The organism is Actinocatenispora sera (genome assembly GCF_018324685.1).
GTDB lineage: Bacteria > Actinomycetota > Actinomycetes > Mycobacteriales > Micromonosporaceae > Actinocatenispora > Actinocatenispora sera.
In genome coordinates, this window is sequence record NZ_AP023354.1 from 3,723,425 (window position 1) to 3,746,846 (window position 23,422).

Genomic DNA, 23,422 nt, shown 5'->3' on the forward strand with positions numbered 1-23,422 from the left:
GGTTGCGTCGCGCTGAGCCTGTGCGCGCGTGCCGAGGTCTCACTCGTCGGATGGGCAGGTGAGTTCTGCTCGTTTCGCCGATGGCTCTGCCGAGTCGGTGGGCGATGGGTCGAGCTTCCCGGCGCGACCGGCGGCGAGGACGGCGCGGACCTGCCGGGGGCTGATGTGGTGTCGCTGGGCAAGTTCTGCGGTGTTGTCGCCTGTGGTGAGGTGGTCGCGCCAGGTGGTGCTCCAGCTGGTGCGGGCGCGGGCGGTCTTGGGCAGCCGCAGTGGGTGGGCGGGCTGGTCCGGCGATGGGGCGGTGCGCGGTTCTGATGTCGGGTCGGGTGGGTCGAGCAGGGGGGTGAGCAGTTTGATGGCGGTGGCGAAGGCGGCGGCGGGCCAGGCGGCGATGGTACGGGCGATGGGGTCGGGTGGCGCGGCGGCGATGTTGGCCGCGATCGAGGCGAGAGTGCCGGCGATCAACGCCGCCCAGGCGAGCCTGATGCCGGCCCGGCTGTGGTGTCGCGGGGCGAGCACGGCGAGGGTGGCGACGACTTCGATGCCGTCGATGGTGAGGGGGATGGCGAGGGCGGTCCATCCGGTTTCGGCATGGGTTTGAGCGAGGTGGCGAATGTGGTCGTAGGAGATGGCGGCGGCCAGGAGGCCGAGCACGGCGACTGTGGCTTGAGCGAGGCGTTGCCGGCGTCTCATCGGCCGCCCCAGTCATTTCCGCTGTTGTGGTTGTGGTTGTCGGGTCGAGGGGCCCAGCGGCCGGTGGGACGGGGGTCGGCCGTGAGGCTGATGGGTGCGGTGGGCAGTGGCGGCCAGGCGGGGGCCAGGCGCAGGTCATTGGGGGCGGTCGGGATGTAGTCGGCAGGTTGGCGGGGGTGGCCGGCGAGTCGGCCGAGGTCTGCGAGGGTGTGGCGGCGGGGCTGGTTGTCAGGGTTGGTTGGCAAGGGCAGCCAGCAGCAGCCGGCCGGGTGGGCCTCGGCCGGGTAGGCGGCGGTGGCGATCAGTGGCAGATTCTTGCCGTGCGCGGCGTGGGTGAGCGCGTGGCGGGCGTGCGTTTCGCGTCCGGAGCTGGCGAACACGAACAGGGCGCAGGGCGTGGGCGGTCCTGGCGCTCCGGTGGCGCCGTTGGCCAGGCGTTGGTATTGGGTGAGTTTCTTGGTCAGCTGGGCGAGGTGTTCGGTGCCGGTGTCGTATTCGAGGAAGAAGTCGACCAGCTGCTGGTCCTTGACCCAGGTTCCGAAGCCGTCGGGCGCGAGGTTGATCAGCGACAGCCACTTCTCGCACCAGTGACCGGGAGCCCACGTCGGTAGAAAGGTGTCGGGGTGATGGCGGGCGGTGGCGGCCAGGGTGGTGAAGAAGCTGTTAGTGCCGGTCAGGTGGGGCAGGCGTTGGCTGGTGGCCCAGGCGAGGCGTTTGTCGACGCGGTGCCGGCGGTGGTCGCGGTCGGGGATGTCGTGCTCGAGCAGGAACGCTCCGCCGGTGTCCAGCACGTAGTGGCCGGGGTGGGAGCCGGTGTCTCGGCGGGGCCGGAACCGGGCCAGGACGCGCAGGGAGGTGAGGGTGTGGAGGCGGGTGCGAGCGGTGGCTTCGGACCCGAAGCACAGCTGCGTGATCTGTCGGGTGGTCAGGACGCGGTGGGCGTCGACCAGCCCGGCGATCAGGCGATCGCGGGTGCCGGCGCGGGCGGTGATGTCCAGGAGCCGGTCGTGCGTGAGCGGCCGTGTTTTTCGTTGAGGGGAAGTCATAGTTGAGTCCGGGTCCCTTCTGGGTCGGTGGAGACGGCGGCTGTGCTGGGGGTTTGCGGCTGGCGACCCCGAGCGGTCAAAGCGCTTGCGGGACCGCGGGATGGCCTGCTCGCTGGACCGCTTGCTGTACTGGTCGCGAGGGTTGGCGCTGCTACCGGTGCGGGGCACTGCGTGGCGCTGTGGTGGCGGGGCATGGTGGTCTCCTGTCACAGGGTTCGGCCTCGACGGGCCGTGGGAAAGTCGGGTTTCGGGCGCAAGTCGGCGCGTTGCGGGTGTCTGCTGTGGCGGTGATGCCGCAGCGGGGGCCGCGGGTGGCGTGGCTTGCCGCCGCGTCCCGGCGGAGGGGCGGGTCTGTTCCGCGGAACGATCCGGAACGGTTCCGGCTGCCGCACAGCGGGGGTGGATCGTTCCGGAGTGGGTCGGCGTGTGGTCCGGGTACGCCGCCGTTCCGTCGGCCGATGATGCGGCACGAGGCGACGGTCGGCCACCCGGCGTAAGACCCGCTGCCTTCTATTGCCAGCGGGAGGACCAGATCGGGCAGGCGTCGGGCTGGATTCACCCGCACGCGCCGATCGATCCCTCCGAACGGGCGACGAGCTCCCGCTTTCAGACCGGCCCGGCATCACCGCCGTGCAGCAGGAGGCCCAGGCTCGAACGGCGCTGGCGCGCGCTGCAGTCGAGATCGGGATGCCGTGCGCCTGCCGCGAAATCAGTGCTTGGCGCCGTCGGATGCGCTGGGGCAAGCGCGGTGGCACCATCGGGCGGATGCTGCGAAAGATCGACTGTGTGATGCTGCGGGTGCCGGATCTCGATGCTGCCGTCGGGTACCACGGGCGGGTGTTCGGGCTTGGGCAGTTGTGGCGTGATGAGGTGTCGGTGGGTATGGGTATGCCGGAGACCGACGCGGAGATCGTGCTGCACACCCTGGACCTGCCGCCCGGCCAGGGCGTGCACTACCTGGTCGACGATGTGCCGACCACCGTCGAACAGTGCCGCAGCCAGGGCTGTGTCGTGCGCCGCGAGCCGTTCGCGATCGCGAACGACTGGTGCGCGGTGCTGGAGGACCCGTTTGGTAACGCCATCTCGATCCTGGACACCAGCACAGGGCTCCGCACGTAGCAGTGGATCGTTCCGCACCGGTCCGGAACGTCCCGCGCATGTTCCACGCGATCTGCCCGCGGCATGGCCCAGCTCTCGCGATCGCAGAGGCGCTGGGCGTCTCGTGGCTCCCGAGCCGGGCTGCCCGAGACGACGATCGCGTTGCCCAGATGGTGTCAAGACCTTGTCATCTCTGCGGCTACCACGCGGATGCTCATCCTGGCAGGGGCGGGACTGGACGCCGCACCACCGGGACATGATCTGCGACAGCCTGGTGTGGCGCGGTGGGCGCCCGGGCTCCGCTCACATAGCTGGCTGGTCTTCTTGCGGTGGGTCATGGCGGCTACTGGCGTTGGGCGCGGGGGATGGTGGCTGCGGTGGCGTTGGCGGCGTCTTTGGCGAGTTGGGGGAGCACGCTGCTGTAGGTGTCGGCGGTCAGGGTGATGGTGGAGTGGCGCAGCATGGCCTGCACGACCTTGAGGTCGACCCCCGCGGCGAGGGCGAGGGTCGCGGCGCCGTGGCGCAGGTCGTGCAGCCGGATCGGTGGTAGCCCGGCTGGGGGGATGAGGCGTTGGAAGTGTGCGGTGACCCGGCCGGGTTGGAGTGGTTGGCCGTCGGGGTCGGTGAACAGCAGTCCGTGGGTGGGCCACGGCTCGCGGGCGGCGAGGCGTCGTTTGGCTTGGGCCGTGCGGTGGTGGCGCAGGACGGTGATGGTGTCGTCGTCGAGGGCGATGGTGGAGTCCGACGATTCGGTCTTCGTACGTGCCAGTGTCGGGGTCCTGTGTTCACCCAGCAGTTGCCAGCGGATGGTGATCTCGCCGGCAGTCAGGTCGAGGTCGTCGTCGTGCAGGCCGCAAGCCTCGCCGCGGCGGAGCCCGCGGTAGGCGACCAGATGAAACAGCGGGTAGAGCGGGTCGTCGAGGATCGCGTCCAGGAACCGGCCGGTTTGTTCGGCGGTCCACACCATCACCGGCCCCGGGACCGTTCCATCCGCCGCCCAGCGCCGGACTCGTTCGGGCGTCCAGACGAGTGGACGCGGCCGGCGCGGGGAAGGTAGTTCGATGTGGGTGGCGGGGTTCGCGGCGATCAGATCTTCACGGATCGCGGCGTTGAGCGCGGCGCGCAGGGTGGCGCGGATGCGGTGCAGGGTGGTGGCGCCGGTGACCTTCTCCCCGCGCAGTGCGAGCGCGGCTTCCTTGTCGCCGGATTCTCGGATGGCCTGGACGTAGTCGGCGCGTTCGATGATTGCTTCGATCATTGCGGCGATGTGCTGCCGGCGCAGCCGGTCGAGCCGCAGCTGCCCGAGGTGCGGGATCAGATGCCGGCGGATGTGCTCGGCGTACTTGCTGCGGGTCGAGTCGGCCAGGTTGCGCTTGCCGGCGAGCCATTGGTCGAGCCATTCGGCGACGGTCGGCTGCCCGATCAACCGCGTCCCGGTCTGGAGGGCGCGGCGGACGGTGTCGATGTCGGGGAGCCGGCCGTCGGTGGAGATGGTGTGTTCGATCAGGTCGCCGAGGCCGACCTGGCTGGTGGTGTCGCTGCGGTCCGGGATCGCCAGCAGCGTCTTGAGCTGCAACAGATCGGCCGTCGCGTCGTCCTGGGTCAGGTAGCCGGCGTGGCGCAGCGTGCGGCGTGTGCCGTCGGCGCGGCGGGGCAGGTCGCATTGGATGTGCCAGGCGCCGTGTCGTGGGTTCCAGGATCCGTTGGCCCGCTTGAGCTGCGGGCAGCGCCGGCCGAGGAGACGGCCGGTGTCCTGGTCGCGGCAGTTGCAGCGTTTGTAGACCGAACCCTTCACCAGCCAGTACCCCTTCCCGATGCACGCCCCGACTGTCCGCAGCCAGCGGCATGCGTCGTGACGCCGGTGGTGGGGGACGGTGGGAGCAATGACCGCTCGACTCGCCGGCGAAGTCAAGTCGAACGCGTGATCGGCGGGCAGCGACGGCCGCGAAGCAACGTACGGCGGCGTGGACATCGCGACCAGGTGACCGTGGCGTGGCCGGCGGAGCTGGCGCGCGATCGCCGTGCCGGGAGGCTCTCTCGAACGCCTGGAGAACCGGCGTGACTCGAGCGCGGCGGCCGGCGTGCCGGACGGGGATCGGGAAGGCACCGGTGCAGGCGAGGCGGCGGGCGTCGTCCACGTCCCACACGCGAGCCGCGCTGCGCGCGTGGGTGGCTGTGCCGACACGGAGGACCGGGCCGAGAGGCCACGACGGTATCGAGGCCGGCTCCGATGAGGAGGCGGTTGTTGGCCCATTCAGTGATTGGCCGGTGGGTGGGCTCGACGACGGGTATACGGGTGCGCTGTCGGTGGTGGTCATACGCTCTATTGCCACCGGGCCCCGCCGAATGGGACAGCCATGTTGTCCAGCTCACACGAGGATCACCCGGTCGCAGGAGACGTATCAGAGTGCACCGCCGCCTACCGATGTGGAGCGGCGAGCACCTGACCCGGGGGCTCGTGGCCGGCTCTCGCCGTCCATCGCGGCGTGTGGTGGCACATGGCCGCGATCGCACGGTCGCTGTCGGCAGACGACAAAGCTGGAAGCAGGCGTTGGGTCCAAACGGGATACGTGATGCGGTGTTCGGGGCATACGAGCTGGTTTCTCGTGAGCCGGAACACGCTCCGGCCCTCGCACGACGCCGTGCAGTCAGTGGACGCAGCGCGGCCGATCCTGCCTGGGCGGCAGGATCGGCCGGCGACCGTTCGAAGTGGCGGGGATCCGGTGTTAGGAGATCTGTTGATACAGGGCGGTGATCTGGTAGGGGGTGAGCGCGTAGTTGAAGGTTTGGGTGGTGCTGATGGTGCCGGGGAGGTAGTCGGTGGGGGCGGTGTTGTATTGGCCGCGGCCGAGAGTGAAGGGGCCGGTGGCGTTGATGGTGGTGGCGCCGGTGGCGGTGTCGGCGAGGGTGCCGTTGACGTAGAGGCTGGAGGTGTGGGTGGTGGCGTTGTAGACGCCGACGAGGTGGGTCCAGCCGGTGGTGGCGCCGTCGGTGTAGGCGGTGTGCCAGGTGGGGCTGGCGGTGTCGGTGGTGGGGATGTTGAAGGCCCAGCCGGGGTTGCCGGTGTGGGTGTGGTTGTACTGGAGGTAGAAGCCGGAGACGGTGGTGCCGTCTTGGCCGGCGATGGTGGCGTTGGTGGCCGGTGTGCTGGTGAGGTTGACCCAGGTGGAGATCGAGAAGCTGCGGGTGGTGTCGAGGACGGGGCCGGTGGTGGCGGCGTAGCCGGTGGTGCCGTCGAGGGTCAGGGCGTTGCCGCGGGTGCTGTCGCTGGTCCAGGTGGCGCCGCCGGCCAGGGTGGCGGGGTTGGTGCCGGCGGTGGGGTCGTTGGCGAGGTAGGGGTTGGTGAAGCTTTCGGCGGTGTCGCTGACGGCGGTGCCGGCGCCGTCGTTGAGTGGCCAGGTGTCGTGGGGGGCGAGGTAGGCGGTGGTGAGGGCGGCGTAGCCGGGGTTGGTGAGGTTGACGTGGTCGCTGTTGTCGGCGTGCGCGTCGAGTGAGACGGCACCGCTGGTGGCGTCGGTGACGCCGACGGCGGCGTCGGGGTCGATGTAGAACAGGCGGGGCAGAGGGAGGCCGTCGGGGTTGTCTGGATCTGTTGTGGGCCAGGGGTACAAGCCGAGTGGTGCGTAGGACAGCCACTCGTTGGTGTTGGTGCGTTCGGTATCGACGGCGGTAGTGCAGGGGTCGTTGGCGCTGTTACCAGTCGCGCCGTCGCCGGAGTATCCGGTGCATGGGGACAGGCCGACGACGACGATGTCGATGTTATTGGCTTTCAGGTATTCGAGGAGTTCGGTGTAGCTATTGGAGGTGATGTCGTCGGCGCTGTGGCCGTTGAGGATGTCTTCGAGGCCTTCGTCGAGGACGACGGTGGTCAGGCCGGGTTGGTCGAGGATGTCGCGGTCGATGCGGGCCAGTGCGGAGGGTCCGCCGACGTCGAGGCCGCTGGCGGAGGATTCGGGGTAGTCGGTGGCGATCTGGTTGGCTTCGATGCCTTCGGAGACGGTGCCGTAGCCGGTCGGGGTGGTGGGGGCTGCTGCGGCGAGGTCGTCGGCGAGGCCGGTGGAGCCGTCGACGACGCTATTGGGTTGCCAGGCGTCGATCAGGCCGTCGCCGAGTACGGCCTGGGTTCCGGTGCCGGTGGTGGTGACGTCGACGTTGGTGAGCAGGTCGGTGAAGTCGCCGTTGAAGCTGCCCGTGGCGGTGAAGGCGGTGTCGGTGGTGTCGGCGGTGTGGTCGCCGGATCCGGTGGCGGTGACGAACTGGTGGGCGTCCTGGGTGATGGTCCAGGAGTGCTGCACCAGATAGGGCACCGAGTTGGCCAGCTGGTAGGAGACCATGAGGTACTTGCTGGGGTCGACGGTGAACGGCAGCGGGTCGCTGTAGACCATGCCGCCTTCGGGGATGGTGACCGAGGGGCTGCCGCCGAACGTCAGCGCGGTGGGGGCGCCATCGGGGACGGCCCAGCTGGGGCCGGGGGAGGTAGCGATGGTGGCGTGCCCGATGGACAGTTTGCTGGTGCCGAGGGCGTTGTCGAGTTTGATGCGGACGGTGTTGCCGCCGGTGGAGGGCCGCAGGTCGACGCGGAAAGTCTGGTTGGAGAAGTTGCCGCCCTGGTAGTTGTAGTTGCCTTCGGTCGGGCTTCCCCACGTCCCGGTCCAGGACTGGCCGGCGGGGGCGGCCGTGCTGGTTCCCGCGGGTGTGACGGTGGCGGTGGTGGTGTTACGGGGGGCCATGCCGAAGATGTGCAGGGCGGGGGTGGACTTTCCGGCGTTGTTGCCGACGTCGGGCAGGGTGATGGACTCGATGGTTTTGCCTGGTTGCAGGGGGATCGAGAAGGCGTAGATCTTGAGGTTGGTGCTGGTCTGCCCAGCGGGTTTGTTCTCGTGCGGCAGGGTGACGGCGGCGAGTGAGGATGGGCCGGTGACCCAGTCCGGAACGGTCAGGTCGAATGGCTGCGCTTCGTCGTCGCCTGCGTACTTGATGCCGCCACTGGCGGCGCAGTAGGCGTCTGGGTCGGTGGCGATGAAGCAAGAGGTCCCGGTGATCGCGATACCGGCTGGAACGTAGGGCGCTGTGGTGTTGCCGTTGATTGCGCCGGGGTCGGCAGCCGTGGCATGTGTCGACGACGCGAGTACCACCAGGGCGTTCGGTCCGGATGCCGGGACCTGGTAGCTGTAGGTGATGGTTTGATTGGCGGCCAGCACGTTGTCGGCCTGCCCTGCTCCGAAGCTCGGGAGGTGGATGGCCGCCCCGTCGACCGTGACAATGCCGCCGGGGGTCCAGCCCGCGTTGGTCAGGTCGGTGGCGGAATAGGATGCCGAGCCGTCAGCGGCTGCCTTGCTAGGGTCGGAGTCTGGGCTGATTGCGGTGTTGTTGTAGCAGGCGGACAGGCTGGCGCAGGTCGTGTTGGCGTCGTGGTCTGCTTCGAACTGGTAGCTCTTCATCCCGGAGGCGTCGCCAGCCGCATCCAGCGCGCCGACCCAGAGTACGTGCGGGCCAGGAGCATACGGGGCGATCGTGATGGTGGCCGCGTTGTTGGCGGCGGTCACCTTCTCGTACGAGGGCGTGTCGACCGTCGGGGGCGGCGCGTCCAGACGGTAGATGAAAGCCGTGGCGGTGGTGCCGGCCTGGGTGTTGGCGACATCGAAGGTGGCCTGGGTGCCGGCCGGCGCGCCGGTGCCTCCGCCATCGGTGGTGTCCGGAAACGGCACCGTGCCGTCACTACCTGGCTCTGGGGTGATGGTCGGCGGCCCGGGCGCGTCCGGCTCAACCGTGAAGTAGCAACTGGTCGACCAGTGCGACGTGTCCTCATGGTCGGTGACCTGCACGTGCCAGCCGACGGTGTCCCCGTTACCCAGCGAGCTGATGAAACTGGCCGGGATGCTGAACTTGGCCGTCGACCCGGAAGCCAGACTGTCTCCCGAGGTTCCGGAGTGAACCGTGGTGCCGTCGACCTTCAACCAGTAGTGGAACGTGGCCTGCAGCTTGTCGCCATCGGGGTCGGAGATCTTCGCCGACAGCACCGGAGGGTTCGTGACGATCGTCTTGCCGATGTAGGGGAACGGCGTCGTTGAATCGCAGGCGGCCTTGTCAGCGCCGACCGTGGCCAGCGACTGGCTGGCGCCCACGGTACGCGGGGCGCGATTGTAGAAGATCTGCAGCGACGGGTTGTCAGAGAACCGCCGGAACCCAGCCGAGGAGTGCGACGACTCGTCGCTGTCCTCAGCCAACGCGGCGGTCAAGTGCGACCAGTGCCCGGCGGCAGCCTTCACCACTGCGGACTGCACGTTGAACCCGTGGGAGACGGCCCCGCTGCTCGGGCAGTACTGCGGGTTGTAGGTCGGGCCGAACGAGGTGCTGGTGTGGAACTTCCAGTAGCCGGGCCGGTTGTTCCAGCTGGTCTTGGACCCGATTGCTCCCGTGGCGTGCAGGTTGATCGTGGCAGTGGAGGTGCAGTAGGCGGCGTAGACTTCGGTGGCCTCGACGGTGGCGGTGTTGATGTGGGCGCCCCAGATCACCTTCGGAATCGTCCACTGGTAGTAGGCGCGCATGATGCCCACACAGCCGTCCCAGGCGTTGACTCCGACACCGAGGTGCCCGTAGTCGCCCTCGGCTGAGGTGCTGTTGTACAGCGATACCCCGTTGCACGGCGAGCCTTGCTTGAGTTCGTCGAACGCGGGCTTGCTCGCCGAGGTGGGGTGCCAGCTGAAGGTGGGGTCGATGTAGACCGGCCACACCGTGTGCGTGCCGGTCAGCATCCCGTGGGAGGGCGTCAAGCTCATCGCCGAGCTGGTCACCGACGACCGGATTGCGGCGACGTGGGCGGCGGCGCCGGCATGCGTGGCGTCGGAGGCATCCGGGCCACCTTTGCCTTGGTGCTTGGCAGTGTGGGTAGGGGCGGTGTTCGAATCCCACATCAACGGCACGCTCGACTCGAGCGTGAGCCCGCCGTGAGCGCTGCGGAGTTCAAGGGTGCCGCCGGAGTTCTTGATGTGCTTGGTCTTGCTGCTGGTGGTGGCGTGCAGGTGTAGCTGGTGCAGGGCCGGGTTGCGGGCGGCTTTGGCCGAGTGCACGACCAGTACCTCGGAGAATCCGCTGCTGACGGTCGCTGACACGACCAGGTCTACGCCGGTGAACACGTCGCGGTAGGTGGCGCTGCCCTTGTCGATTCTGGGTGCAGGCACCGGGTGCGGCCAGGACAGAGTGTAGCTGGTGCCGCCGGCGGTCGAGGTCGCCAACCAGGTGGTGTTGCCGCCGGAGAACCGGACGGTGCCGTAGGCTGTCGCGCCCGGCGACAGGCTTCCGTCGGCGTTGCGGTGCAGGGTGGTGTCGACCGGGATCCAACGGCCGTGCCGCTTGGTGCGCACGGGCTCGGTGTTCTGCGTCAGCCGCATTCCCCCGTCGGGCATCGCCACGACCTGCTGCGTCGGGGTGGTCAAGGCCGACACGACGGCCGGCTTGCCGGTGGCGTCGGCGGTCGTGGCCGCCGACTGCTCGGCGGAAGCCTGCGCCTGGGTCTCGTCGTAGCCATTGGACATGGGGTTGAGGTCATCCGGCTGGTCCGGGGTCGCCGGAGCGTTCGCCGGGTCGCCGGAAGCGTGGGCCGCGCTACTGCTCGCCGTTGCGGAGGGAACCTGCGCGACGGCAGCGTTCGGCATCAGGAACAGGCCGATCAGCAGGGCTGCTGCTGCCGCCGTGAGAACCAGCCCGCGGCGGATGCGGCGTGCGGATCGCTTGCGGGACAGACGATGTGTGGGCACCAGGACACCACCCTCTCCAGCGGTATGCCGGGGTCGGTGAAGTGGTGCCGCGGGGATCCGCACTCCCGACCGGCGACTGCGTTCGGTGCACCGGCAGGCAACCTAGAGCAATCGAAAACCTCCCCGCAAGGCGTGACGTGGATCACCATCATGGCTTTCGGTGGATTCGCGCCTATTGCGGCCGGCTTTTTACCAAGGTCTTGCACTGTGAGTTTGTTTGGCCTTTCTTATGACTCTTGCCGACTGCTAGCGTTCGCGCGGCTCGTGGTGATCCACTCCTGCCCCCTCCGGGAGAACTCATGACGTTTCGCTTGCGCTGCAACGCTTCCCGCGTTTCCCGATTCGTCGCCCGCAGGGTGGCGGCCGTCCGGAGACAGGTCGGTTCGCGGCCGATGGTGTGGTTGGCCGTGGTGGTGATGACCGCGGCCACGCTGGTCGCGCCCGCTGCCGACCATGCTCTGTCCGGGCCGTCGGCCCCGCAGACGCACGATGTCGCGGCAGTGAACACCAAGCCGGTGACCTTCCACCCGGTCAAGCAGAAACGCATGCCCGCCTGGCATGCCACCAAGACGAAGTGGCCGTCCGGTACTGCCGTGGTCTCACTCTCGTTCCACCCCGGCGCCGCGGCTCGCCGCGCAGGTCACCTGCCCGTGTGGGTCGGCCCGCCGACCAGCCACCGGGCGAAGGCTTCGCATCAGCCGACGCCGTCGAAGGTGACGGTGCATGTCGCATCACACCGCGCCGCGACCTCCGCCGGTGTAACGGGTGCGCTGGTGACCATCTCGCGAGACGACGGTAAGGCGTCGTCGGCGCAGGTACAGGTGTCGATCGGGTATGCCGGTTTCCGGGACGCCTACGGTGCCGACTGGGCGTCCCGGCTGCGGCTGACGACCCTGCCTGCCTGCGCCACCGCCACCCCGGGCACTGCGGCGTGCCGGCGCCAGACCCCGATCCCGTTCACGACCAACACCAAGACCAAGCAGCTCACCGCGACCGTCACCCTTGCCGCCCACGGCACAGCGGACCCGAGCGTAGTGCTCGCGGCCGACTCGACCGACAGCGGCGGGGGTGGGGACTTCGCGGCGACCTCGTTGAAGCCGTCCGGGTCGTGGCAGGCCGGCGGAAGCACCGACGCGTTCTCCTGGTCGTACCCCATCGACGTGCCCGACGTCCCCGGTGGGCTGTCACCGAGCGTGAGCTTGGCCTACGACTCGCAGTCGCAGGACGGCCTGACCTCCTCGACCAACAACCAGGCGTCCTGGATCGGCGACGGCTGGAACTACAGCCCCGGCTTCGTCGAACGCTCCTACGCCTCCTGCCACGACAACCCGACTGGAACGACCAAGACGTCCGACAACTGCTGGTCGAACAACAACACGATCAACCTGTCGTTGAACGGATCCAGCACCCAGCTGGTGCAGGACGATGCCAGCGGCGACTGGCACGCGGTCACCGATGGCAACGAGAGGATCGAGCACCTGACCGGTGCCCCCAACGGTGCGCACGGCGGGGAGTACTGGCGGATCACCACCGATGATGGCACCCAGTACTACTTCGGCAAGAACCAACTGCCCGGCTACGCATCCGGCGACACCGCCACCGACTCGGTGCTCACCGAACCCGTCTATGCCACCAAGTCCGGACAGCCCTGCTACAACGCGACGTTCGCCGACTCCTGGTGCCAGCAGGCCTACCGGTGGAACCTCGACTACGTCGTGGACACCCACCACGACACAGTCGCCTACTTTTACGCCACCCACACCGACTACTACGCCCGCGACCTCGGCTCCACCGCCAACACCAGCTACATCCGCAGCGGCCAGCTGGCCAAAATCTGGTACGGGCAACGCGACGGCGCCGTGTACTCCACCTCACCGGCTGCGGAGGTCCTGTTCTCGACCAACGGTCGGTGCAAGACCTCCGCGGATGGATGCGACCCGTCGACGTTGTCCAGCTCGACGGCCACCGACTGGCCGGACGTGCCCTACGACCTGCATTGCGCAAACGGCGATGCCTGCGCCAGCCAATCCCCGTCGTTCTGGTCGGACCGGATGCTCACCGGCATCAGCACCAAGGTGCTGGTCGGAAGTACGGAGACCACGGTCGACTCGTGGAGCCTCAAGCACAGTTTCCCGACAACCGGGGACAGCACGACGCCGTCGGTGTGGCTGGACTCCATCAGCCACACCGGCCAGGACACCACCGCCGGCGGGTCGAGCTCGTCGATCACTCTGCCCAAGGTGACCTTCGCCGGTAAGGCGATGTCCAATCGCGTCGATGTGACCGACGGATACCCGCCAATCACCCGGCACCGGATGGACTCCATCGTCACCGAGACCGGCGAGAAGGTCTCCGTCAACTACTCCACAGCACTGACCCCGGCCGACGAGCCCAGCGACCCCGCGCACAACACGACGCTGGCCTACCCCGACTACTGGACCCGGCCGGGCCAGACCTCGCCGACGATCGACTGGTTCAACAAGTATGTGGTCACGCACGTGACCGAACAGGATCCGTACGGCGGGTCGGCCAACGACGACATCGTCACCACCTACACCCCCGTCGGCGGTGGCGCCTGGCACTACAACGACAACCCGTTGATCCCGTCGTCGCGGCGGACCTGGGACCAGTGGCGCGGGTTCGGCGGCATGACCGTGTCCACCGGCACCGTCCCCGACCCCATCACGAAGACCACCAGCACATACCTGCGCGGGATGGATGGAGACACCCTGCCGGACGGGGGTACCCGGTCGGTGACGGTGTCTGACACCCGTGGCGACAGCATCACCGACAAGAACCAGTACGCCGGGGCGACGGTCGAGACCCGCAACTTCAACGGCTCGGATCTGGTCACCGACACAGTCAACCTGCCCTGGTCGTCGGCTGCGACCGCAAGTCACGCGGTGTCCGGCCTGCCAGATCAGAAAGCATTCCATCTGGCCAGCGCCGAGCAACGCGTCTACACCCCCCTCGCGTCCGGATCGACACGAGAAACCAAGACCGTCGACTCGCACGACTCCTACGGTCGCATCGCCCAGATTGACGACCAGGGCGATGTTTCGAGCTCCGCCGATGACTTGTGCACCACCACCAGCTACCTCGACAACACCACTGCCTGGATCCTCAACGCAGCGTCTGAAACCGCGACCGTCGCTGTCGCCTGCGGCACGACGCCGAGCCTGCCCGACGATGCGGTGTCGGACGTGCGCAGCTTCTACGATGGGGCTGCCACCTTCGGCACCGCCCCCAGCGTCGGCGACATCACCAAGACCCAGGAGGTCACCGCCTACAATGCCGGTACCCCCACCTGGACCACGATCGGTTCGTCGACGCTGGACGTCTACGGACGGACGCTGACCGTCACAGATGCGGACAGCCGCACCACGAGAACCTCCTACACCCCTGCGACCGAGGCAGCGCCGACTTCGACAACAGTCACCGACCCGAAGGGGTTCGCGACCACGATCAGCTACGACCCGCTGCGTGGGCTGGCATTGTCGACTACCGATCCGGCCGGTTACAAGACCAAGAAGCAGTACGACGCATTGGGCCGGTTGACCGGGGTGTGGCTGCCCAGCAGTACCTCATCGGCTAACGCGAAATACACCTACGCGGTTTCCAACAGTGGTCCGTCGGTGGTGGATGCGTACACGCTTCTCCATGACGGCAGCTACGAGTTATCGGAAACGCTGTACGACAGCCTGCTGCGGGCCCGGGAAACCCAGACTCAGACGCCGGACAATGGCGCCGACATCACCGACACGATCTACAACACCGACGGGTGGGTTTCCGAGACCGCTGGTCCCTACTACACGCCCACCGCCGTCAACCCGACGATGGCGCAGGTGCAGCCGGGCAAGATCTCCTCCGAGACGGGTTACATCTACGACGGGGCGGGCCGCAAGACCGCGGCGATCTCGTACAAGTACGCGACCGAAACCTGGCGCACCGCCTACACGTATGGCGGTAACTTCTCGACCACTGTTCCGCCGGCCGGCGCAACCGCGACCACCGCGGTGGTCGACGCCCGCGGCAACACCACTGACCTGATCCAGTACCACTCCGGCGCCGACCCCGACTACGTCAACGACGCTGCATCCAACTATGACGACACCCGCTACACCTACACCCCCGCGGGGCAGCGCGCGTCGTTGACCAACCCGGCCGGCAACACGTGGACGTGGAAGTACAACCTGCTCGGGCAGCAGACCGATGCCACCGATCCAGACACCGGCCACACCGCCAGTAGCTACGACACTGCCGGGCAACTGCTGACCACCACCGACGCCCGCGGCGCGCAGACCACCTTCGCCTACGACGTCGACGGCCGCAAAACCGCCGAGTACGACACGACCAGCACCCAGACGCTCTCGGCATCGAACCAACTGGCCGCCTGGACCTATGACACGGTCAAGAAGGGCCTGCCCACCTCGGTGACCTCCTACTCGGGTGGCGACACGCTGACCTCCACCGTGATGGCCTACAACCAGTACGAGAAGGTCGGCGCCCAGCGGGTGACCCTGACCGGCGAGGGGACCAGCCTGGTTCCTTCCGGCGGTCTGATGTTCACCTACGGCTACACGCTCAATGGGCAGGCCAACGTCGAGAACGACCCGGCCGGCAGCGGGCTACCCTCGGAGTCCATCACCACTGGGCTCGACAACCTTGATCAGCCTGTCTCGTTGACCAGCGCCGGTGGTGGTGTGTCGGCCCACTACGTCAACGCGGTGGGCTACAGCGAGCTCGGTCAGCCGTTGCAGTACACGATGGGCACCGCCGGCACCGTGTGGGCGACCCTGACCTACAACGAACAGACCCACGCGCTGACCGGTGTGCGCACCACCGACTCCACGTTCTCCGGCGACGTCGACAACCTCACTTACAGCTACGGCAACAGCACGGTGTCCGAGGGTGCCGGGCTGGTCACCAAGATTGTCGACAAGCAGAACGCCGCAGCGAGCGTGGACACCCAGTGCTTCACTTACGACTACGCCCAACGGCTTTCATCGGCATGGACCGCCACCGACGATTGTGCGGGAGCACCGAGCACCGGCAACTCGTCCATGGTGGGTGGTGCGGAGCCGTACTGGCAGTCGTGGACGTTCACCGCCGGCGGGGACCGCGCTACGCAGACCGATCACGACACGACCGGCCAGCCGTCTGGCGACACGACCACCAGTTACGCCTACCCCGCGCAAGGCTCGGGCACCGATCAGCCGGACACGCTGACTTCCACTTCGGCCACCGGACCGGACGCTGACGCACAGTCCGCCTCCTACGACTACGACGCTGCCGGCAACACCACCGCCATCACTGGCGGTGCACAGGGCGACCAGGCCCTGAGCTGGAACAGCCTCGGCCAGTTGGCCACCGACACCACCGCCGCGGGGGACACCAGCTACGTCTACAACGCCGACGGGTCCCTGGCCGTGCGCCGTGACCCCGGCTCGACCACCGTGTTCATCGGTGACGAGCAACTGACCCTGGACACCTCCACCGGCGCGGTCACCGGCAGCCGCTACTACAGCCTCGGCGGCACCACGGTGGCGGTACGAACCTCGGCCAGCGCCTGGTACGAACTGGTCCCGGACCGGCAAGGCACCGACCAGCTGGCCATCAACGACAACGACCAAACCGTCACCCGCCGCCAGTACAAGCCGTTCGGCCAGCCCCGGGGAGTCACACCGAACGACTGGCCGGGCGACACCGGATACGTCGGCGGCACCCCCGACACCAGCACCGGCATGGAAAACCTCGGCGCCCGCGAGTACGACCCCGCAACCGGGCGGTTCCTTTCCGCCGACTCGGTCTTGGAGGCGAGTAGCCCCCAACAACTCGGCGGCTACGACTACTCCGGCAACGACCCAGTCACCGGCTCCGACCCCAGCGGGCAGTTCATGCAGGGGGACGACGGGCAAGGATATGGCACCGTCTCCCAGCTCCAGGCCGGCAACAAGCGTTGGGCGGTGGCCGAGGGAAAGCCGGAACACGACCCGGTCACCAACGACAACGGAACCGAAAAAGTCTTCGTCGACAGTTCAATTGGGTCAGATGGCGGTCGGCATTACAGCATCAACGGAGTCCGGGTGCCCGACGGGACCAATCCGTACTCCATGGCTCGGTACATGGTCACGCACCCCCAATCAGGTCTGGCCTACAACGGGCGACACACTGATGTGCAAACCACCATTGGCGGAATTCTTGGCTCCTGCTCCATGCCCGACTCGGCAGTGCACTGCAGCAGCAGCTACCGCCAGAAACTGCTGACAGCCTATGACGAGATCGAAAGCGCAAAGGGTAAGGGTCTATCTGCAGGTACCCAGCTCGCCTACATCGGACTGGGGGTCGGCGTCATCCTCGCCGTCGGCGTCGCGATCTACTTCGGCCCCGAACTGTTCGTCGCCTGCGTCACTATCTGCACCGCCGCCGGAACTGTCCTTCGAGTCTTCAACTCCAGCTACGGCCAAGGCGACGGCGAAGTACCAGCAGGCGCGGAAGAAGAGGTGCCGGCGGGCCTATGTGCCGACACTTGTGGGCCGGAATTCCGGAACGATACATCACATATTTTCCGCAGTGGGCATCCTGGGCATCTGACTACGGACACGCCACAGAATCGCGCATTAATAAAGAGCGCAATTCGGCCCGGCAATCTCCGTACTACCATTACACTTCCCAACGGTGCTGGTACTCTTGACAAATACTTTATGACACTGCCGAATGGCACTCAAGTGTGGGCGGAAGTAAGGAATGGAACGACCATTACCAATGGCGGGCTGAATCAGAGTCCCCGATAGGGAGGGCATTGTGGGCGACTATGTAATGAATGAGCGCGAAGCATTCGAAGCCATGTCTAAATTCCTTTGGAAATTTGCCAATCGGGCGGGAGACGATCTCCTTACATTGCTGGGCGATATCGCAATCGAAGCGGACGGACAGCCCACGGATCTGGCTGCATGGTCGGATTGGATGGAATGTGTCAGCGCTACCGTAGAGAAGAATCCGAAGACGTAACTCGTCAGCTGCGTACAACAGAACATGCATAATTGACTCAAGAACAATCCGAACGCGAGTTCGGGCGTTCGCGAGGTTGCGCGGAGCCTCATCAAGACTGTCGATTATGGCCGAAATTAAAACAAAACCAGATTTCGTGTTCTGTTTCACGCGGTATGATGGCCGTGTAGTGATTTCGGTCGAGCCCGACGAACGCGCTATGTTGATGCGGTGGAAAAACGGATCGACACCTTCACGCTGGTGCGGATGAAGGCGGAGGCCGTGTGGTATGCGTCGGAAGGTGTTCCGTCGGAGGTCATCGGCCGGATGGTGGAGCGGTCGGCGAAGACGGTGCAGGGTTTGGCTGCGCGACTGGGTACCCGACGGTTGGGTTCGGTGGTGATCGGGCATGCGGAAAACGAGAACGCGGCGAAGTTGGCGCGGGAGCAGAAGGCCGATGTGGCGGATCTGGTGGCCGTGCCTCCGTCCCAGAATGGTGTTCCGGTGGCGTTCTGGGATCTGGGATGTTCCGGCGTTGGCTGATGTGGTGGAGTTCCGTTTCGGTGTGGGGTACGATCCGGCGTCGTGCTATCACGTGTTGATGCATTCGCGGGAATGAGTTTCAAGCTGCCCGATCCGTTTGACAAGCGGCGTGATGAGGAGGCGATCACAGCGCGTATGGCGCAGATCCGTGACCAGGGCGCAGGCTTGCTGGCCCGACCGGGTCGAGGTGTTCGCGGCCGACGAGGTTCGGGTGGAGCACGAGGCCGAGGCCCGGCGCATGTGGTCGCTGGTCGGGCAGCGCACGAAGCTGTACGTGGACCGGCAGCGGGAGGCGATGTCGTTTTTCGAGGCGCTGAACCTGAAGACAGGCAAGGTCGGAATCGAATGGATCGACGGGCAGCAGAACACTGCTCAGACGATCGGGGTGCTGGCCCGAGTCCAACGCACCATCCGGGAAGAAACTCGCGATCATGTGGGACAACGCCGGCTGGCACACGTCGAAGGCGCTGAGGGCATGCTTCGGCGACGGGAACCAGTTTCGCCAACATCACCCTGATCCAGATGCCGCCGGACGCGTCGGACAAGATCCCCTTCGAACACGTATGGAACAACGCGAAGACCGCAATCGCCAACCTGCAACGCGACACCGCTAATCTGACCCTCGGCGCGTTCGAAACCCACGTCAACAGCAGCACTTTTTCGCCGAGTGATCCGACGGATTGTAGAATTTTGCACGGATGTCGAGCGTCCATCCCTAATGGGTCTGTGATCGGTGATCGGCTCCGCATTCTCCGGACAGTCGGTGGGGCGGGTAGCTGAGAGGAACTTTTCTCCCGGCTCCCTCAGATCCCAGGGGCTCGGCACGTCGTTCAAGGGGATGTGGCCGGCCGCGAGCTCTGTGTGGATCCCGACGGCTAGGGCTTGATCAAGTTCCGTGGTTGTTTAGAGGGCCTGGTTGAGACCGGTTGGGCGCATGACAGGTGGTGTCCAAGCCAGATGATCATGAGATGGACCGTGTCTGCTGCTGCATCCTCTGCCATCCCTGCGGTGCTGGTGAAACTGGGCCCGCTGGGCACCGTCCGGATCGCTGACCTACGCCCTTACTCCGACGTGGTGCCCGACCCGTGCGCGGCCCCGTCGGCCGACAGGCGTGCTACGGGGATGTGGTCGTCGGCGTCTACGCCTTCTCCTGGCGGAGGCCCTCGAGAAGGGGACTGCGGTGTCGCTCAAGGCACGGCAGGATCGCCTGGTTGCGAGGAGGTGTATTTTACGGTCCTGGTGAGCGCCGGGTGCGGAGCACGCTGGAGCACGCGGCCGGCTAAGCCCGGGTCCACGGGACGCTGGGGACGATGTTGTGACTGATCGTGGCGCTGCGATCGGGCAGTCGACTTCATCGGCAACTCCGGTGGTGTGGTGCTCCCTTGATGCTCCGAGCGCGTGAACCAAACGGCCCTCAACCGACGCCAGACGACGCCAATGATCGCTACGGGCACCGAGCGGGCCGGCCGGAGCCGGCAAAGGGCACACGCGACGTCGGTGCAGGTCGGGGGCGGTTTGGGGGCTACCGGGCGGTTCCCGATGCGGGGCGTCGGATAGGGTGCTGACGGCTGGGGGCGGTAGCTCAGCCGGTTAGAGCAGGGGACTCATAATCCTTTGGCCGCGGGTTCGAGTCCCGCCCGCCCCACCACCAGGAGCCGCCCGAGTCAGCGGCCGGCCGGGGTGCAGATGCAGGAGCGGTTGCCGTCGGCGTCCTCGACCACCCAGTACGACGGGGCGGCGGCGTCGCTGACCAGGCGCCCGCCGGCGGCGAGGACGGCCTGGAGGCGCCGTTCGCCCTCGTCGTGGCTGACCCAGACGTCGAAATGCCAGCGCTGTTCGAACGGCTGCGCGGGCAGCGCCGGTCCGCCGGTCTCGGTCGGGTCCTGCCACCACACGGTGGGTACCTGGCCGCTGGGATCGACTGGTTCGCCGTTGGTGACCTCGCCGCCGAACAGCGCCGCGTAGTACGGGGCGAGCCGCGAGCTGGCGGCGGTGTCGAGGCCGAGTTCGAGCTGGGTCAGGCCGCCGGCGTCGGCTGTCACCCCGAGCTGCGCGGCGCGCCGGCTGATCGCGCGGGCGAGGTCGACGTCGCGGCCGGTGATGCCGGGTACGTCGGGGCTGGTCAGCGCCACGACCACGGCCGTACCGGTGAGGGTCAGGTCCGGGTAGTGGCCGGCGGCGGTGGCGGCTTGCCCGATCGCGTTCGCCAGCGCGTACCCGGTGGCGGGGTCGCCGGTGCGGAAGCGGGCCTTGAGCCGGCCGAGGATCGGCCGCCAGTCGTCGAGGCCGGCCTCGACGAGTTGTTCGGCCGTCAGCCGCTGCTGGTCGTCCATGATGCTCCGTCCGCCGATGGGTCGTGGTGGCCCACGGTAGGGCAGGTTCCGGACGAACCCCGTCCGGATGTCCGTGCCGCGGGCGATGAGTTTCCGCCCACCGCGCCGCCTGCCCAGCAACGAAGGGTGATCGCGCATCTGGCGAGGTCGGTGGACGGGCTCGTCGCGGACCCGGACGACGGCTGCGACGAGCTGTTCGGCTTCTACGCCACCGGGACACGCGGCTGCAGCTCAGCGCCGGCCTTCCCGAGTTGCCCGTCTCGCGGCGTACCGCGGAGGTGCTGACCGGCGCGGTGGCCAGGCCGGGCCCGGCCGCCGGCTGTACGACCTGACCGACGGTTGGGGCGGCCACCCGGCGGGCGAGGTGCCGATGGTGGTGGTGACGCATCGGCCACCGAACGACTGGCCGCGCGGCGGGGTGCCGATCCGGTTCGAGACCTCGATCGAGGCGGCGGTCGCCACGGCTCGGGACCTGCCGGCGCCGAGGGGGCGAATTGCGCGCCGGCGGGTCAGCTCCACCCGTACTTGCCGCGCAGCACGGCGGCGACCCGGCCGAAGCTGGGCTGGTCCAGGATGGCGCCCTCGCGCCGGATGCCGTCCTCGCGCATGGTCAGTACCCGGTCCAGCCGCAGCCAGCTGGGCCGGTGCTGTCGGTCCCAGTCGCCGGGGCCGAGCGCGTACCAGTTGTGCTGGCCGTCCCGGCGGGCGTTGCTGGACAGCATCAGCCCGTACAGGGTGCGCCGGCCGGAACGGCCGACGACCAGCACCGGCCGGTCCTTGCCCTGGCGCGGATCCTCCTCGTACGGCACCCAGGTCCAGACGATCTCGCCCGGATCGGCCCGGCCGTCCAGTTCCGGGGCGTATGCGAGGGTGCGGCGCCGCAGCGCGGCGACCTGGCGGGGGCGGGCGGGCCGGGCCGGAGCGGGTACACCGGGGCGGCGTCGGCGCAGGCGGGCGGCCACGGAGGCGAGGAGGTTCGGCACGCCGGCACCCTACCGGTACCGATTTGCCCGCCGCGGGAATTGAGCGGGGTCGACTCAAGTTGTAGAGGGTGACGCCCGGTGCTGCCGGGCCGGGAGTGAGTGGTAGTGCCGAAGGAGAATTTCGATGAACAGTGTGTCGTTGTGGTCCCGGACCAACCCGTTCGCCGAGTTCGACGCGCTGGTGCGCAGCGCGTTCGGGGACAGCGCGGGCTGGCCGGCGCAGCGAGCCGGGTTCACCCCGGCCGCCGACGTGGTGTCCGACGGTGAGGACGCGGTGATCCGCATCGAGCTGCCGGGCGTGCGCGTCGAGGACGATGTGACCGTCGAGGTCGACGGCGACCGCCTGGTGGTGCGCGGCGAGCGCCGCGACGAGACCACCGACGGTGGGCGCGGCCGGCGCGAGGTGCGCTACGGCGCGTTCCGGCGCACCTTCGGGTTGCCCCGGCACCTCGGTCCGGATGCGGTGACCGCCAGCTACGACGCCGGCGTGCTCACCGTGCGGGTGGCCGGTGCGTACGCGCAGCCGGCGACCCGCCGCATCGCGGTGACGACCGGGCAGCCGGCGGCGGTGGCCGCGGGGGAGAGCCCGGCGGAGTCGACCGACGAGGCGGCGAACCAGGAGTAACGACGCAACACCCACGGCGGCCCGGCGCACTCGCGCCGGGCCGCGGTCGTGCGCACGCGCTGCAGGAGCGCCGTCGTCCCGGGCTGTGGGAGCGCCGTCGTTCCGGCTGCCGGAGCGTTGTCGTGCCGAGGTGCCGAGGTGCCGAGGTGCCGAGGTGCCAGAGTGCCGGGCGCGGGGTGCAAGCGTGCCCAGGGTGCCCAGGGTGCCGAGGGTGCCGAGCCGTGCGGGAAAGCGGCTCGAATCGGCCGGCGCCGCCGTGGCGGCGGGTGCTCAGCGCAGCCGGGCGAGAACGGTGACTTCCTTGCGGTTGTGGTAGAGCTGTCGGGCGAACAGCACCTGGTATCGCTCCCGCAGCAGCCGCAGACAGTCGCGTACGGTGTCCAGCGGTCGGCGGGTACCGGTCTTGAGGGTGAGCACGATGTGCGCGCCGGGACGAAGCTGCCCGGCCGCGTCCAGCATCACCCGGGTGCTCAGCCGCGGCTCCATCCGCAGGTCGTTCACGGCCAGGTCGAACCGGGTCCGGTTGTACCGGAAGAACTCCCCGACGGTGGTCGCGACGTGGTGCACCCGCGGATCGGCGGTCAGCGACTCGGCGAGCGCGCCCGGGTCGATCGCCCACACGTCCAGGCCGCGCTCGCGCAGGATGCGGGTCCAGCCGCCGGGCGCCGCGCCGAGGTCGACCGCCCGCCCGCGCTCCGGCAGCGGCACCGGGTACGCCTGGAACAGCTCCTCCAGCTTGAACTCGGCCCGGGAGACCTGGTCGGGGCCGCGGGACAGTCGGACCCGGCCGCCGGGCCAGTCGCTGAGGCTGTCCGGCGTCCGGTTGAGTCCGATCAGCACCCCGTCGCGGGTCACCACGCAGGACACCACGGTGTCGACGCCGGCCCGCCGTACCGTCCGGCCGGCGTCTCGCAGCGCCGCCGCGACCGCCTCGAACAGCTGCCGCGAGCCGTACCCGACGGTGTCCGGCTCGCTGATCCACGCCTGCACGGCGAGCTCGTCGGCGCGGGCCGCCTCGGCCAGCTCGCCCGGCAGCGGGCCGTCCAGCACCGCCCGTACCCGGGCCGCGACCCGGTCGGGATCGTCCGCGTCGGGCCGCGGTAGGCGTGCCAGCTCGACGGTCAGGTGCCGGACGAACACCACGGGCCGGCTCCGGCAGGCCGCGGCGACCTCGGCGGCGGTCGGGCCGGCCGACAGTACGCCCAGGTCCGGGCCGATCCGCTCGACGGCGGGGGACTGCAGGGTTCGCTGCAGCTCGCGGGCGGCGGCGCCGAAGCTCTCCTCGGCGGCGGAGAACACGACCCGCCCGCTGTCGTCGCTCACGCCGCGCTCACACCTCTCCGCGCTCGCCCAC

The 23,422-nt window shown here is 68.1% G+C and carries 13 protein-coding genes and 1 tRNA gene; 7 read left to right on the plus strand and 7 right to left on the minus strand.

All coding sequences use genetic code 11. The features are described from left to right. Nucleotides 1–39 precede the first annotated feature (39 nt). Both Asera_RS33615 and Asera_RS17790 read right to left on the minus strand, forming a co-directional pair. Nucleotides 40–654, minus strand: coding sequence for a DUF2637 domain-containing protein (locus Asera_RS33615; RefSeq protein WP_051802606.1), 615 nt, complete (start codon nucleotides 652–654; stop codon nucleotides 40–42). 35 nt (nucleotides 655–689) lie between these two features. Next, nucleotides 690–1,739 carry a replication-relaxation family protein gene (locus Asera_RS17790; RefSeq protein WP_051802607.1) on the minus strand — a complete coding sequence of 350 codons (1,050 nt, stop codon included), beginning with the start codon at nucleotides 1,737–1,739 and terminating at the stop codon, nucleotides 690–692. Nucleotides 1,740–2,369: 630 nt separating this feature from the next. Here Asera_RS17790 and Asera_RS17795 point away from each other — a divergent pair. Beyond that, a complete protein-coding gene (locus tag Asera_RS17795; protein WP_157034988.1) occupies nucleotides 2,370–2,858 on the plus strand; it encodes a VOC family protein in 489 nt (162 codons plus the stop codon). 322 nt (nucleotides 2,859–3,180) lie between these two features. On the opposite strand, the gene Asera_RS17800 is transcribed toward Asera_RS17795, so the two are convergent. Both Asera_RS17800 and Asera_RS33620 read right to left on the minus strand, forming a co-directional pair. After that, entirely contained in the window at nucleotides 3,181–5,091 is a 1,911-nt protein-coding gene (locus Asera_RS17800) for a site-specific integrase (protein ID WP_244843928.1), read from the minus strand. A 472-nt stretch (nucleotides 5,092–5,563) separates the two neighbouring features. Further along, nucleotides 5,564–10,594 carry a LamG-like jellyroll fold domain-containing protein gene (locus tag Asera_RS33620; RefSeq protein WP_211255670.1) on the minus strand — a complete coding sequence of 1,677 codons (5,031 nt, stop codon included), beginning with the start codon at nucleotides 10,592–10,594 and terminating at the stop codon, nucleotides 5,564–5,566. 299 nt (nucleotides 10,595–10,893) lie between these two features. Here Asera_RS33620 and Asera_RS17810 point away from each other — a divergent pair, with 299 nt between their 5' ends. From Asera_RS17810 to Asera_RS17830, 5 genes are all read left to right on the plus strand, one after another. Then, on the plus strand, nucleotides 10,894–17,388 hold the full coding sequence (locus Asera_RS17810; protein WP_084132171.1) for an RHS repeat-associated core domain-containing protein: 6,495 nt from the start codon (nucleotides 10,894–10,896) through the stop codon (nucleotides 17,386–17,388). Nucleotides 17,389–17,398: 10 nt separating this feature from the next. Continuing rightward, entirely contained in the window at nucleotides 17,399–17,605 is a 207-nt protein-coding gene (locus Asera_RS17815; protein ID WP_157034989.1) for a hypothetical protein, read from the plus strand. A gap of 210 nt (nucleotides 17,606–17,815) precedes the next feature. Beyond that, a complete protein-coding gene (locus tag Asera_RS17820; protein WP_051802609.1) occupies nucleotides 17,816–18,127 on the plus strand; it encodes a hypothetical protein in 312 nt (103 codons plus the stop codon). Nucleotides 18,128–18,275: 148 nt separating this feature from the next. Next, nucleotides 18,276–18,644: a hypothetical protein gene (locus Asera_RS17825; protein ID WP_035297631.1), complete on the plus strand. Its 369-nt coding sequence runs from the start codon at nucleotides 18,276–18,278 to the stop codon at nucleotides 18,642–18,644. 1,054 nt (nucleotides 18,645–19,698) lie between these two features. Beyond that, nucleotides 19,699–19,775, plus strand: a tRNA-Ile gene (locus Asera_RS17830). 16 nt (nucleotides 19,776–19,791) lie between these two features. On the opposite strand, the gene Asera_RS17835 is transcribed toward Asera_RS17830, so the two are convergent. Continuing rightward, complete coding sequence (locus tag Asera_RS17835; protein ID WP_030447827.1) at nucleotides 19,792–20,460, minus strand: VOC family protein; 669 nt, start codon at nucleotides 20,458–20,460, stop codon at nucleotides 19,792–19,794. A 509-nt stretch (nucleotides 20,461–20,969) separates the two neighbouring features. Further along, the gene (locus Asera_RS17840) at nucleotides 20,970–21,443 is read right to left on the minus strand and encodes a type II toxin-antitoxin system PemK/MazF family toxin (protein ID WP_035297633.1); all 474 of its coding nucleotides are present in this window, start codon (nucleotides 21,441–21,443) and stop codon (nucleotides 20,970–20,972) included. 124 nt (nucleotides 21,444–21,567) lie between these two features. Between Asera_RS17840 and Asera_RS17845 the strand changes: the two genes are divergently transcribed. Further along, nucleotides 21,568–22,068 (plus strand): Hsp20/alpha crystallin family protein, encoded by a 501-nt coding sequence (locus Asera_RS17845; RefSeq protein WP_035297635.1) that lies wholly within the window; start codon nucleotides 21,568–21,570, stop codon nucleotides 22,066–22,068. A gap of 270 nt (nucleotides 22,069–22,338) precedes the next feature. On the opposite strand, the gene Asera_RS17850 is transcribed toward Asera_RS17845, so the two are convergent. Then, nucleotides 22,339–23,391 (minus strand): SAM-dependent methyltransferase, encoded by a 1,053-nt coding sequence (locus Asera_RS17850; protein ID WP_030447830.1) that lies wholly within the window; start codon nucleotides 23,389–23,391, stop codon nucleotides 22,339–22,341. Nucleotides 23,392–23,422: the final 31 nt, after the last annotated feature.